This is a genomic window from Maribacter corallii (genome assembly GCF_047345415.1).
Taxonomy (GTDB): Bacteria; Bacteroidota; Bacteroidia; order Flavobacteriales; family Flavobacteriaceae; genus Maribacter_C.
This window is the reverse complement of sequence record NZ_JBLFEP010000001.1, coordinates 513,514-526,968: the sequence shown is the minus strand read 5'-3', so window position 1 is coordinate 526,968 and position 13,455 is coordinate 513,514. Positions and strand designations below refer to the sequence as shown.

The following is a 13,455-nucleotide window of genomic DNA, read 5'->3' as shown; positions in this document are numbered from 1 at the left end:
TACTATTTAGCACATCTCAAGTCCATATACACTCAAATTTCATTGTAGTATATATTTCATGAAATCTTCCTTAAAGGCCCGGCCGATGGGCAGGGTAGTTTTCTCATCGAGCCTGATCTGATTGCCAATGACCTTTTGGATGTGTGAAAGGTTAAGAATGTACGATTTGTGTATGCGCTTGAACTTTTGAGGGTCTAGGGTCTCCTCCCAATACCGCAGCGGCTCTTGTGAGAGGTACTTTTTTTCGGTGGTAAATAATTCGGTATAGTCTGCATCCGATTGTATGAACCGTATATTCGAGACATTGATTTTGATATGTTCGTAACCCGATTTGATAAAGATGAATTCCGGAAAGGATAGTGACCGGCCTTCCTTTTCTGTGTCTGGGGTGCCGCTTTTTGCGACATGTAATTTTGCCATGGCCTGCACAAAACGTTCAAACGAAAAGGGTTTTAATAAATAATCGACTACATCATATTCATAACTTTCCAAGGCGTATTCCGAAAAGGCGGTGGTTAGAATAACGTTAGGTCTGGGGTGCAATGTTCTTAAAAAGTCAATACCTGAGATTTTCGGCAAATGAATGTCTAGAAAAATTAAATCTAGGGGTACTGTTCTCAAGAAATCCATGGCCTGCAGAGCGTCGGTGAAAGTGCCGAGCAACTCCATATTTCCGTAGTCCGAAATATATTTTTGTAGCACACGCTGCGCAGGGGGTTGATCCTCTATAATGATACAACGAATCATATACTTCCTTCTTTTAACGCTAGCGTCAGATTCACCGAATACAGCGAATCGGTTTCTTGTATGGATAAGGTGTGTGCATTGGGGTAGATCAATTGCAAGCGTTTCTTGACATTTTCAAGGCCGATGCCTTTGGAAAGATTATCAGTGTTGGTTTGAGGGCGAAAAGAGTTGAGACACTGAAACTGCAAGAGTCCAGTTGAAGTAACCTTAATGTCGATGGCGATGGAAATATTCTCCGATTGACTGGCAGTGCTGTGTTTAAATGCGTTTTCAACGAACACATTCAATATCAAAGGTGCGATTTGATAACCAGAACCGCTAGTGTTTGCCCTGAATTCGACCTTTCCACGATTTTCTATCTGTAGTTCGCTCAATCGTGTAAAATTCCTTAGGTGCTCGATTTCTTTTGTGAGGGGTACAAAGTTCTCCTTACAGTCATACAGCATATAGCGCAGCACAGCCGAGAGTTCCAAAATGATGGAAGGGGTCTTCGGAGAGTTTTCTATAGCATAGGAATACAGGTTATTGAGATTGTTGAACAGAAAATGGGGATTGATCTGCGATTTAAGGTATTGCAGTTCGCTCTCCTTGATCATGGCGTTGAGCGTTTCCAGTTCCTGCTGTTTTTTTGAGGCGTCCCAGGCGAACTTGAATCCGGCAAGGATGATGATCATGGGCATCACGTCAAGTAGGCTAAAAATGATTCCTGGAAAATGTTTCCCTCGGGTATCAGGAAAATAGATGCGTTCCAATACAAACTCCTCAGCAAGTATGATTCCGGAAACAATCAAAATGAGGAATAGAAAAAAAAGGAGATACTTTTTTCGATAAAAAAAGCGCGGTATTAGCACGTAGTTGATGAGCAAGGCCCCAATGGCATAATTTAGGAAAAACACGACCTGGTAGGTCTGTATTCTGGGTTGGTTCTTGTCGAACGAAAAAAAAAGGAATAGTACCACGTGCAACAGTACTTGAAAGAATACTTCCGCTCGGAAATCTTTATTCAATGTAAGCGCTCTGCCCATCTTTCAAAAATACGGATTTGCTAGCGTTGTCGTTTTGAAAATCCCCTATCGACCGATTTCAACAGGTCAACGACATTTTTGTGCCTGCTTGTCGTTTGTGACAAAGTTTCTGTCGTTTGCGGAAAATTAAGGCTACTACCGGTTCATATTACTCATTTTTGGATAGCAAATGAATAGTTGAAGAAAACATGAAAAAGCCATCAAAACATTGGAGTCATTTTTTAGGAATCTGTTTTTTGATTTTTGGTGTCAACGAAATGGTTTCGCAAAATAGTACCATAACCATTAAGGGAACGGTCGTAGAGGAGTCTGGAGGACTGCCTATAGCTTTTGCCACCGTTATGGTGGCCAATAACGATAGCAAAGAGCCGATTACCGGTACGACCACTTTAGATGACGGAACCTTTGCTTTTGAAACTGATGCGACCGACTTCTATATCGAAATAAGTTTTCTAGGATTTCAAACCAAAACCTACGGTCGACCTCCAAATCCTACCCCAACCATAGACTTGGGAATTGTTTCACTCGTCGAGGATGCGGAACAACTGCAGGAAGTGGTGGTTGAAGGTGAAATTTCACGTACCGAATTCAAATTGGACAAACGGGTTTTCAATGTTGGTAAAGACTTGAGTAGTACCGGCGCAAGTGCCTTGGAGGTGTTGAATAACGTGCCTTCCGTCAATGTAGATATCGAAGGCCAAGTTAGTTTAAGGGGAAGTCAGGGCGTACAAATGTTGATTAATGGCAAGCCATCGATCATTGCTAGTGAAGAAGGTAACGCGCTCGGTACGATTACCGCCGATATGATCGAAAAAGTTGAAGTAATTACCAACCCTTCGGCCAAATATGACGCCGAGGGAACATCGGGAATCATCAATATCATTTTAAAAAAAGAGGAGCGCAAAGGGTTAAATGGATCGATATCGGTGAACACTGGAACCCCGGCAGGTCATAGTGTTGGCGTAAGTCTAAATCGACGTACTGAAAAATTCAACCTTTTCAGTCAACTTGGTGTCGGTCTGCGAGATCTTCCCAATGATATTGAGACCAGAAATGTCGATTTGGTCAACAATACCAAGGTGCTGAGCACAGGAACGGAATTCCGCAATGAGAACTACTACAATTTTGTCTTAGGGACGGATTATCATATCAATGATAACAATGTCCTGACGCTTTCGGGAAATTTCTCCATGGAAATCGAGGACCAACCTTCGAGCACCAATTTTACCTCCCTAGATGCCAATGATCTGGTCACCTCGCAATGGCAAAGAACTGAGGTGACCGAGGCCCGAAATCCAAAATTCCAATATGAACTGCAATACAAAAAGGATTTTGAAAGCGATGATGACCACACTTTATTATTTAGTGCTCTGGGTAATTTCTTTGGAAAAGACCAATCGTCGGAGTTTATCAATACGACGGTTTCAGGAGAGGATAGCGACGCCACACAACAGACCCGTACCGATTTTAAGGAGTCCGTTTTTACCTTTAAGTTGGACTACACTAACCCCTTGACGGATAAATGGACCTTGGAAACAGGGGTGCAGTATGTGTTAAACGATGTGGCGAACGATTTTGAGGTCAATGATTTGGTCAACGGTTCGTTTGTGAACGTACCGGGACTGACCAATATCTTCGAATTCAATCAAAACGTGCTGGGTCTCTATAGTACGGGTTCGTTTGAAGGGAAAAAATGGGGCGTGAAAGGGGGCATTCGACTAGAACAGACAAATGTCGGCACATTATTGGCCACTACGAATGAGGCAAATGACCAGAACTATACGAATCTCTTCCCTAGTGTTCATACGTCCTACAAGTTTACTGAAAAAGTTTCCATACAGGCAGGGTATTCAAAACGCATCTATCGCCCAAGAATGTGGGACTTGAACCCTTTCTTCAACATTCGCAACAATTTCAGTATCCGCCAGGGCAATCCTGCATTGATGCCCGAATTCACCGATTCGTATGAAATTACCAGTATTTATATTCTAGGTAAGGCCTCCTTGAACTTTGGGGTTTATTACCGATACACCGACGATGTTATTGAACGGGTTTCCATTTTTGAAAACAATGTGAATACGGTCAGGCCTGAAAATATCGGTACCAATGGTACCACGGGAATCGAATTCAACGCAAAATACAGCCCGGCAAAATGGCTGACGCTTAACAGTGATTTCAATTATAGTCAATTTAACCGTAATGGGGTTTTTGAATCAGCGGTCTTTGATTTCAGTGGAGACCAATGGTCTTCAAAATTGATGACCAAAATCAAATTCCCTGCTGATTTCGACCTTGAAATGACCGGAAACTATAGGTCTAGGTTTCGAACCGTACAAGGCGTGGTAAGCGACCAGGTTTTTATGGACCTTGGTCTACGAAAGAACATAATGAAAGGTAAGGCGGTACTTAATCTGAGCGTTAGAGACCTATTCGCTTCACGAATCAGGGAAAACCAAATCGCACAGGCCGATTTCGAGGTCTACAGTCGTCGTCTTCGAGGTCGCTTTGTTGCGCTCGGGTTTAGCTACGGTTTCGGTAAAGGTGAGGCGATGCAATATTCCGGACAACGAAGAAGACGCTAAGCGCCATTCAAGAATCACACCATCCGCTGAGGTCTGGGTATCGACAGAAGGAATCATAGAAAACTCCGTTCTCATTCGGCCTTAACCAAGACAACGTTTTTCTTTTCATCGAGAAGGTTTCAATAGTTGGAACCTAAAGTAATGGATGAGGGCACCTTTTCAATTAAAAATCAAAATACTCCTTGGCATTGTGGTAGCAAATGTCTTCGATTAATTTACCGATCCAAGTCATGTCGTTCGGCAGTTCACCATTTTGAATATCCTTCCCGAAAAGGTTGCAAAGTATGCGCCTGAAATACTCATGCCTTGGAAAGGAGAGAAAGCTTCTTGAATCGGTCAACATGCCAATAAATGAGCTGATGAGGCCAATGTTGGATAGGGCGTTCATCTGGTCGGTCATCCCCTCCTTTTGATCCATAAACCACCAGCCCGATCCGAATTGAACCTTGCCCTTGATACTGCCGTCATTGAAATTCCCGATCATGGACGCCATCATATTATTGTCCGTAGGGTTATTGTTGTATATGATGGTCTTTGTTAGTTTGTTCTGACGATCCATGGTATTCAGAAATCGGGAGAGACTGCTGGCTTGTTGGAAATCGCCAATGGAATCCCAACCGGTATCAGGACCTATTTTATCGAGCATTCTACTGTTGTTGTTGCGCAGAGCACCGAGATGAAACTGCTGAACCCATCCAAACTCGTAATAGAGTGTGGAGAGGAATTGAAGAATAGCACTTTGGAATTTAAGTACTTCTTCCTCGGAAAGCGTAAGGCCATCGTATTTTTTTCGAAAAATGGCTTTCACTTCGGTCTCTGAAAAATCTTCTGCATACATATGTTCGAAACCATGATCACAGAGGCGGCAACCATTTTCATGAAAGTAAGCGACCCGGTTTCGGAGTGCATCGCAAAGCGTATCAAAAGAATCGATTGAAATGTCGCAAACCTCGCCCAGGTTCTCCAAATAGGCGATATAGGAATCCATTCCGATGAAAATGGCCTTATCGGGCCTGAAGGCCATACTGACCTTGATCTGAAAATCACTGTCCGCCAGTTTACGATGATGTTCTAACGGGTCGATAGGGTCGTCTGTCGTACACAAAGACTCCACGTTCATTCGGCTGAGCAGTTGCTGGCAACTGAAGGCCTCGGTCTGCAATTTTTCGGAGGTCTTATGGTAAATAGTATCGGCATTTTCGGCATTGAGTAGATCTGTAATTCCAAAGTAACGGTCCAATTCCATATGTGTCCAATGATACAACGGATTCCGCATCGTATAGGGCACCGTATAGGCCCATTTCCGAAATTTTTCGATATCGGATACAGATCCGGTAATATAGCGCTCATCTATCCCTAGTGTTCTCATAGCCCGCCACTTATAGTGGTCGCCACTGATCCATATCTGTGAAATATTTTCGAAAATCTTGTTCTCGGCAATTTGTAGTGGCGGCAGATGATTGTGGTAGTCAATAATCGGCATTTTAGAAGCATACTCATGATAAAGTTCTTCGGCATATGCATTTTCAAGAAGAAAATTATCGTGAATAAATCGTGATGGTTGGTGCATTTAGGTTCTTTATTTGTCCGTAATATACAATAAATGCCATTTAGGCATTAAACGGGCGACAAACGGAGCGTTTTCAGTGGTAAGTTAAAAATATTATTTATATTCGTTAACGTTAACGAAAATTATTTTTGCCAACCTTTTATTTCTATTGAATATAGTTTTGAAACAAGGCACAACAAAAGAACCGATTTCCATATGAAAAAAACGAAGACTCTCTTTTTCTTTAGTTACCTATTGACGATAGCCACACTTTCGGCCCAAGACAATTGGGAAGTTTTATTTAACGGAAAAGATGTAAAGAATTTCCAACAGCTCAACGGGGATGCTAAATATGATATCAAGAACAATGAATTGATCGGAACTTCGAAAATGGGTACGCCCAATAGTTTTATGGCCACTAAAAAGGAATATGGCGACTTCATTCTTGAATTTGACGTTTGGGTTGAAAACGGCTTGAACTCCGGGGTGCAATTTCGAAGTTTGAGCAAGCCTGAATATATGGACGGAAGGGTGCACGGGTACCAATGTGAAATCGAGACGAGCTCACGAAAATGGGCCGGTGGTGTTTATGATGAAGCACGAAACGGCTGGTTATATCCACTCTCACGTAATCCAAAAGGGCAGGAGGCATTCGTGTCAGGGCAATGGAATCATTATCGCATTGAGGCCATTGGTTCGCAAATTAGAACTTGGGTGAATGATATACAATGCGCTAATCTCGTAGATAATACTACGTCAAAAGGGTTTATCGCGTTTCAGGTACACAGCATTCACGACGAGAGTTTAGAGGGGAAAACAGTACGCTGGAAAAACATCAAGATAAAGACTACCGATTTGGAAAAATCGCGTAAAGCGGTCGACAGTGATGTACCGGAAATCAGTTATCTACATCATAACTTGACGGAAGACGAAATGAGAAAGGGATGGCGTTTACTTTGGGATGGTCAAACCACGTCAGGTTGGCGAGGTGCGAAGTTGGACCGTTTTCCTGAAAATGGTTGGGCCATGAAAGATGGCATTCTTACGGTATTATCTTCTGGAGGACAGGAATCACGCAACGGAGGGGATATCGTCACTGTAAATTCCTTTGGTGATTTTGAGCTTAGTGTCGATTTCAAGATTACGGAAGGCGCCAATAGCGGAATCAAATATTTTGTGGACTCCGAATTAAATAAAGGAGAAGGGTCGGCCATTGGGTTGGAGTTTCAGGTACTGGACGATGAGAAGCACCCGGATGCCAAAAAGGGCAAGAACGGAAATCGAACCGTGGGCTCGTTGTATGATTTGATACGAGCTGAGAACAATGGAAGTTCTAGAGGAAAGAACTTCAAGGGAGTAGGGAAGTGGAACAATGCCCGTATCCTCGTCAAAGGAGGACATGTAGAACATTGGCTCAATCAAATAAAAGTTGTCGAGTTCGATCGATTCAGTCAACTTTTTGCGGCCTTGGTAGAGAAAAGCAAATATGAGAAATGGGATAATTTCGGTCGCTTGCCAGAAGGATTGATCCTGTTACAAGATCATGGAGATGAGGTTTCATTTAAAAATATCAAAATAAGGGAATATTAAAAGGCACATTATGAAAAAAACTAGACGGAATTTTATCAAAAAGACCGCATTGGCCTCCGGTGGGATCGTTTTAGGGGCAAATGCGATGAGTGCAAGCAGTTATCGGAAAATAATCGGAGCCAATGACCGTGTTCGAGTGGGGATTTCAGGATTCTCAAATCGCTTTAAAGGGGCGCTATTGCCAGCGTTCAATAGTCTGAGCAAAGCCCAGAACTTTGAACTTATTGGAGTATCCGATATTTGGAACCGGCGACGTGAGGAAGGTATGGCCAAGGTCAAGGAAGTGACCGGTAGCAAAATCACCTCTTGGCGCAACAATGAAGAAATGTACGATAAAAATGATATCGATGCGGTCATTATTTCCACAGCGGATTTTCAACATGCCCTACACACCGTACAGGCGGCCAACGCAAAAAAAGATGTGTATTGTGAAAAACCATTTGCCGAAACCATGGCAGATGCGCGGGTTGGTATGAAGGCAGTAAAGGATGCCGGTATCGTATTTCAAATAGGCTCTCAGCGAAGAAGTGGCGCAAATTACCACGCCGCTAACAATTATATTAAATCAGGAAAGTTCGGAGACATCGTGATGGTTGAAATGACTTGGAACGTCAACCAGCCAGGACGATGGCGTCTGCCTAAACTGACCAGTGAAATACGAGAGTCGGATACCGATTGGAAACGGTATCAAATGAATCGCCCTGAAGCGGCTTGGGATCCTCGAAAATATTTGGAGTACCGACTGTTTTGGCCGTATTCTTCGGGCATACCAGGGCAATGGATGTCGCATCAGATTGATACGGTACATTGGTTTTCAGGCCTGAACCATCCGAGAAGTGTTGCGGCCAACGGAGGCATTTATTTGTGGAAAGACGGGAGAAAGAACTTTGATACCATGTCGGCTGTCTTCGATTATGGTCCAACAGACGATCTGGATACCGGATTTCAGGTGACTTATTCTTCCCGCTTTACCAATTCGGCCGGAGGTACCAAAGAGATCTATTATTCAAATGCCGGTGAATTGAACCTAGATACCAATAAGGTAAGTGACAACGGTGGATTGACCGAGCGATTTGCAAAGGCCATGAGCATGGAACCAAACAGACTTGAAGGTTTCGATTTGGCCGAAAACGCTCCCAAAGTGGTTACTTCAGCCAATACAGGCGCCGATAATATGACCACCATGCATATGCTGAATTGGATGGAATGTGTTCGTAGCCGTGAAACCACCAATGGCCCGATCGAGGCGGGATACAATCATTCGATCGCCAATATCATGACAACGGCTGCCCTGAGAACGGGACTCAAAGCCACATTTGATGAAGCCACCCAAGATGTACTTGCAGGCGGTAACGTCTTTCAATATTAAGGTGATGACCAAATCGAAAATAGGATGTTGTTGTTTACTACTGGTCATGCTATCCGCGGCCTGTAAGGAAAAAAAGGAAGTGACTGAAAGTAAGAACGAAGTGGTCGATTCGAAGGGAGTAGAATTCATACACGATGAGGCCAACAATAAGGTGGACGTTGCTATAGCGGGCAAACGATTTACGAGCTATGTTTACGATGACCAATCACCGAAACCCATCTTGTATCCTATACTGACTACAAGTGGAAAAACGGTCACTCGAGGATTTCCTTATGAACCTAGGCCCAATGAACGGGTAGATCATCCTCATCATGCAGGACTTTGGTTGAATTATGGCGACGTCAATGGTTTGGATTTTTGGAACAATTCATACGCCATTCCCGAGGAAGAAAAGCACAAGTACGGTACCATTCATCATGATCAGATTCAACAAATGGACGAAGAAACGGGAACGCTATCCGTCAAGGCTTACTGGCGAACTCCTGATGGAGTTGATCTTTTGGAAGAAACTACCGAGTTTAGCTTTACAGAGAATGAAAATACCAGGAGTATTGACAGAAGTACGACCCTCAAGGCGTTGGCAGACGTGTCTTTCAAAGATAACAAAGAAGGCATGATCGGTATACGTGTGACCCGCGAATTGGAGTTGCCTTCAGATAAACCGGCCGAGTATACCGACGCCGAAGGCAATGTGACCGAAGTACAGGTGTTGAACAACGATGGGGTAAAAGGAGATTACCTCGGTAGTGAAGGTCTCACGGGCGGCGATGTTTGGGGTACTCGAAATGAATGGGTCAAACTAGAGGGGGCTATGGATGATGAGTCGGTGTCGATAACCATTATCGACCATAACAAAAATATCGGATACCCTACATACTGGCATGCAAGAGGTTATGGACTTTTCGCGGCGAACCCTTTGGGACAGGCGATATTCTCCGACGGAAAGGAAACATTGAACTTTAAGCTGAACGAAGGGGAGTCTACCACATTCAAATACCGTGTGCTCATACATAATGGCACATCGCTTTCAAAGGAAGAAATTGAACGCTATTCCGTTGATTTCAATCGATAATACAACTTAAACAAATCCGTATGAAACCTATATATTTCATTTTTTTGATCTGTTTTGTAATGCATTGCACAGGGCAAACGACTGAAACCCAAATGACAACCATCTTTGATGGTACGGATTTAGACCATTGGGAAGTTCCTGAGGGTAATGTTTGGTGGTCCATTGACTCTGGTGCGTTGTGGGCAAAAAGTGATCCCGATAAAAAGGGATCAATTTTGTGGACAAAGAAAAAGTACAGGAATTTTGTAGTCCAAATGGATTTTAAATTCGGTCAAGGCACTGTGGATTCAGGAATTTTTATGCGTGGTGACGATGAAAAAAATCCGCAAGTACAAATAGGAGAGTCAGGTTCGCTCAAAAGGGATATGACAGGATCGCCATATGTGCCAAAACAAGGATATCCTGTAGAAGCCGAAGGAATAGCGGAATTATTAAAAATGCAGGATTGGAACACGATACGTGCCGTCGCCGTAGACAATACCTATAAAGTATGGTTGAATGGGGTTGAAGTAATGACGTATACCTTGGAGGATGCTAATTTAGAAGGCCCTATTGGCATCCAGCTCCACCCGAATAGGGATATGTCGATTCAGTTCAAGAATATTTCGGTTGCTGAACTATAAAGAATCGCCTTGACCGATTAAATTTTTAGATTCCAACGTAAAGATGTTACCTTTCGGGCCGTTAAAGATAATCACCATTACTCGCTATGGGTATAAAACAGATTGCAAAACTGGCAAACGTCTCTATCGGTACCATTGATCGGGTACTGCATAAGAGAGGTGGTGTCTCGAAAGAAACGGAAAAGAAAATCCTGAAAATCATTAAGGAAACGGGCTATCAAAAAAACATGACGGCCAGTAGATTAAAGCTCGCTTCCGTTAAAAAAATAAAATTTGCCGTCTTAACCCCGGAAACAGATAATGAATACAGCTATTGGAGGCTACCCAAAGAAGGAGTCTACAAAGCGCTCGATGAACTTAAAGAGCTTGGGGTTAAAGTAGATGATTATCAATTTGCGGGTTCTTCGGCTTCGTTCAAAAAAGCCAGCGAAGTGATTTTTTTAAAAAATTATGATGCCATCATTACCGTGCCCTTCTTTCAAGAGGAGTGCAATACGCTTTTGAAGAAGGCAAAATCAAGGAACATGCCGGTTGTCTTTCTTGACACCGAGATCGAGCTAAATGACAAAGCCTATTTTATCCGGCAAAACTCCCATGTTGCCGGAATGGTTGCCGGTAGACTACTACACGGTCTGGTAGGGAGCTCCGGGAAGTACTTCATTGTTAATATTTTGAATGACCGTGGGATACAAGTGAACAACAAGCAGCGAGAAGATGGTTTTCGGGCATTTTTCGATTCGATAGGAGAAGACGTGTCTATCAATACGATAAACCACCCGTTGAATGATACGTTTAGGGTTACCCCGGAAATGGAATCATGGTTCAAGGGCGATGATTTGAAGGGTATTTTCGTGACCAATTCAAGAGCGCATCTCATTCCTGAAATACTTTCAAAATATGAGGTCAGCAACACGTTTCTAATGGGTTTTGATTTGAACAAAAAGAACTTGGAATATCTACAAGACAACCAGATTCATTTCTTGATCAATCAACAACCGAAATACCAGGGGTATGTTGCCATCAAAAACCTATTCAACTTTTTGACCAAACAAGACGATTCCGAGCTTCAACTTGACATTCCGGTTGAAATCATGGTCAAAGAACATTTCTCTTCCCTTTGATTCGGCTTGGCCGTTCTTACAAATCAAAAAAATCCTCCCATTATTCATAGAACAACGGGAGGACCAAACTAACTCAAACTAAACTAACTCTATTATTTATTGCGGATATCCCGGGTTTTGCGCATATCCACCTTGGGTACGATCTATTTGGTTCTGCGGTATCGGCCGCACGGTGTGGTAATCTTGAATGTTGGGTGAAGCGAAAGGATTGTACAATCTTGTACGTTCCACTAGTTTTCCTGTTCGCGCCAAATCCCACCAGCGGTGTCCTTCACCTGTCAATTCACGAGCTCTTTCATCTAAGAGAAAGTCGAGATCCACATCACCTGCGGTAATTTGTGTTGCCGCTTCTTGACCGGGTACAGCTGCTCGCATGCGTATCACATTGATGTCGTCGGCAGCGCCTGCGGCATCGCCTTGCGCCAACTTCGCCTCCGCCCGCAACAAATAGGCATCACCCAAGCGCATCAATATGAAATCACGTTGTCCTTGTGTTTTTTGACGATCTGGCCGTGTAGGGTCGATCCATTTGTTCATAGAAGGAAATCGCCTTTCATCATATTCATCATTGGTGTATACGAGATAGGGTACGGCATCTTGTCTTGATTGGGGCCAGTCGATATCCTTGCCGGGGCCGGGAATATAAATAGCCGTATCACCAACTGCGAGCGCCGCGCGAGCCGGTTCACCCGTATCAGGATTTGCTGCAACGGCTGGTTCTTCCTTATTGGCGAACCAAACATGTTTGAAGGAGTCGTCATAACGCGAATCGATATCCCGATCCCAAAGGGTCAACATAAAATCCGTTGGCCGGTGTCTTTTCCAAGGGCGACCATTGGCAATATCCCTGGTCATACCTCTTCGCACATCGTATTCGTGCAAGAAATAAAGGTGCCAACGATGTCCAAATTCGTCAATGCCGCTATCGACCTGAGATTTCGAATTGGGAAGCACGAACACCATCTCACTGTTCTCTTGGTTATCGATATCCCATAAATCGGCATAGTTGGGGAGTAGCGAGAAGCTGTAATTGTTGATAACATTCCCGAACAAGGTCTCCGCTGTTGAAGCATCCGTACTCTCAGCGAATGATTTATAGCTTCGAGTTAGCAATACCTTGGCCAATAGAAATTCAGCCGCGGCCTTGGTAACCCGACCATAATCCCCATCAAATGGTTCATCTTGTAAATTTGCAATGGCAAACTCCAAATCCGGTATGATGGCCTGACTATAAATCTCGGCCTGGGGTGTTTTATTGGCTTCTACTTCAACACCTTCGGTTTCCTCTAAACTCAAATGGGCGTCGCCAAAAGTGGTGACGATATGGAAGTAATAGTATGCTCTTAAAAAGCGTACTTCCCCTAATAGTATGGTCTTTTCCGTATCATCGATTTCCACATCCGCCGAGCGGTTGACTACGGCGTTCGCTTGGTTGATGCCCTGGTACCACGTAGTCCAAGATTGGTTGATGTAACTTGATTCTCCATTGAGTTGACCATCATAAAAATTAAAGAATTTATGTCCCCCATCGGCACCGTTTGTCCAAATATCCGTACCGAAGGTGGTCATGGCAGCACCGATTTCTTGCCCGTAAAAGGGCTTTAGGCTGGCGTAGGTCGCTTTGACGGCATCTCGTAAACCACCTGGAGTAGTGTAATAGGAGGCTGCTGAAACATCGGTTATCAGTTCTTCTTCTATAAAATCATCGCAGGAATTCATGCCAAAGACCAGCGCTGAAACTAAGATTATATAAATTTTTCTGTTCATAATATTTAAA

The 13,455-nt window shown here is 43.5% G+C and carries 10 protein-coding genes; 6 read left to right on the top strand and 4 right to left on the bottom strand.

Translation table 11 applies throughout. The features are described 5' to 3' along the window. Nucleotides 1–39: 39 nt before the first annotated feature. Nucleotides 40–747 carry a LytR/AlgR family response regulator transcription factor gene (locus tag ACKWCA_RS02360; protein WP_413976530.1) on the bottom strand — a complete coding sequence of 236 codons (708 nt, stop codon included), beginning with the start codon at nt 745–747 and terminating at the stop codon, nt 40–42. Next, nucleotides 744–1,772 carry a sensor histidine kinase gene (locus ACKWCA_RS02355; protein ID WP_413976529.1) on the bottom strand — a complete coding sequence of 343 codons (1,029 nt, stop codon included), beginning with the start codon at nt 1,770–1,772 and terminating at the stop codon, nt 744–746. The genes ACKWCA_RS02360 and ACKWCA_RS02355 overlap by 4 nt, the downstream gene beginning before the upstream one ends. Before the next feature lie 188 nt (nt 1,773–1,960). Here ACKWCA_RS02355 and ACKWCA_RS02350 point away from each other — a divergent pair, with 188 nt between their 5' ends. Next, on the top strand, nt 1,961–4,354 hold the full coding sequence (locus ACKWCA_RS02350; protein ID WP_413976528.1) for a TonB-dependent receptor: 2,394 nt from the start codon (nt 1,961–1,963) through the stop codon (nt 4,352–4,354). A 163-nt stretch (nt 4,355–4,517) separates the two neighbouring features. Here the strand turns inward: ACKWCA_RS02350 and uxaC are convergent, their stop codons facing one another. Then, nucleotides 4,518–5,924: a glucuronate isomerase gene (gene uxaC, locus ACKWCA_RS02345; RefSeq protein ID WP_413976527.1), complete on the bottom strand. Its 1,407-nt coding sequence runs from the start codon at nt 5,922–5,924 to the stop codon at nt 4,518–4,520. 195 nt (nt 5,925–6,119) lie between these two features. On the opposite strand from uxaC, the gene ACKWCA_RS02340 reads away from it, so the two are divergent. The 5 genes from ACKWCA_RS02340 to ACKWCA_RS02320 all read left to right on the top strand — a co-directional run bounded on the left by ACKWCA_RS02340 (nt 6,120) and on the right by ACKWCA_RS02320 (nt 11,678). After that, a complete protein-coding gene (locus ACKWCA_RS02340; protein WP_413976526.1) occupies nt 6,120–7,493 on the top strand; it encodes a 3-keto-disaccharide hydrolase in 1,374 nt (457 codons plus the stop codon). Between the two features lie 10 nt (nt 7,494–7,503). Beyond that, entirely contained in the window at nt 7,504–8,862 is a 1,359-nt protein-coding gene (locus ACKWCA_RS02335) for a Gfo/Idh/MocA family protein (RefSeq protein WP_413976525.1), read from the top strand. Next, complete coding sequence (locus ACKWCA_RS02330; RefSeq protein WP_413976524.1) at nt 8,813–9,934, top strand: DUF6807 domain-containing protein; 1,122 nt, start codon at nt 8,813–8,815, stop codon at nt 9,932–9,934. The genes ACKWCA_RS02335 and ACKWCA_RS02330 overlap by 50 nt, the downstream gene beginning before the upstream one ends. A 92-nt stretch (nt 9,935–10,026) precedes the next feature. Next, nucleotides 10,027–10,557, top strand: coding sequence for a 3-keto-disaccharide hydrolase (locus ACKWCA_RS02325; protein ID WP_413976523.1), 531 nt, complete (start codon nt 10,027–10,029; stop codon nt 10,555–10,557). 86 nt (nt 10,558–10,643) lie between these two features. After that, nucleotides 10,644–11,678, top strand: coding sequence for a substrate-binding domain-containing protein (locus ACKWCA_RS02320; protein ID WP_413976522.1), 1,035 nt, complete (start codon nt 10,644–10,646; stop codon nt 11,676–11,678). Nucleotides 11,679–11,774: 96 nt separating this feature from the next. On the opposite strand, the gene ACKWCA_RS02315 is transcribed toward ACKWCA_RS02320, so the two are convergent. Further along, complete coding sequence (locus ACKWCA_RS02315; protein ID WP_413976521.1) at nt 11,775–13,445, bottom strand: RagB/SusD family nutrient uptake outer membrane protein; 1,671 nt, start codon at nt 13,443–13,445, stop codon at nt 11,775–11,777. Nucleotides 13,446–13,455 lie beyond the last annotated feature (10 nt).

What these genes read in the sequence shown, in the direction of transcription:
- ACKWCA_RS02325 (WP_413976523.1), top strand. Translation starts at nt 10,027, where the DNA reads ATGACAACCATCTTTGATGGTACGGATTTAGACCATTGGGAAGTTCCT.
- ACKWCA_RS02340 (WP_413976526.1), top strand. Translation starts at nt 6,120, where the DNA reads ATGAAAAAAACGAAGACTCTCTTTTTCTTTAGTTACCTATTGACGATA.
- ACKWCA_RS02360 (WP_413976530.1), bottom strand. Translation starts at nt 747, where the DNA reads ATGATTCGTTGTATCATTATAGAGGATCAACCCCCTGCGCAGCGTGTG.
- ACKWCA_RS02320 (WP_413976522.1), top strand. Translation starts at nt 10,644, where the DNA reads ATGGGTATAAAACAGATTGCAAAACTGGCAAACGTCTCTATCGGTACC.
- ACKWCA_RS02355 (WP_413976529.1), bottom strand. Translation starts at nt 1,772, where the DNA reads ATGGGCAGAGCGCTTACATTGAATAAAGATTTCCGAGCGGAAGTATTC.
- uxaC (WP_413976527.1), bottom strand. Translation starts at nt 5,924, where the DNA reads ATGCACCAACCATCACGATTTATTCACGATAATTTTCTTCTTGAAAAT.
- ACKWCA_RS02315 (WP_413976521.1), bottom strand. Translation starts at nt 13,445, where the DNA reads ATGAACAGAAAAATTTATATAATCTTAGTTTCAGCGCTGGTCTTTGGC.
- ACKWCA_RS02350 (WP_413976528.1), top strand. Translation starts at nt 1,961, where the DNA reads ATGAAAAAGCCATCAAAACATTGGAGTCATTTTTTAGGAATCTGTTTT.
- ACKWCA_RS02335 (WP_413976525.1), top strand. Translation starts at nt 7,504, where the DNA reads ATGAAAAAAACTAGACGGAATTTTATCAAAAAGACCGCATTGGCCTCC.
- ACKWCA_RS02330 (WP_413976524.1), top strand. Translation starts at nt 8,813, where the DNA reads ATGAAGCCACCCAAGATGTACTTGCAGGCGGTAACGTCTTTCAATATT.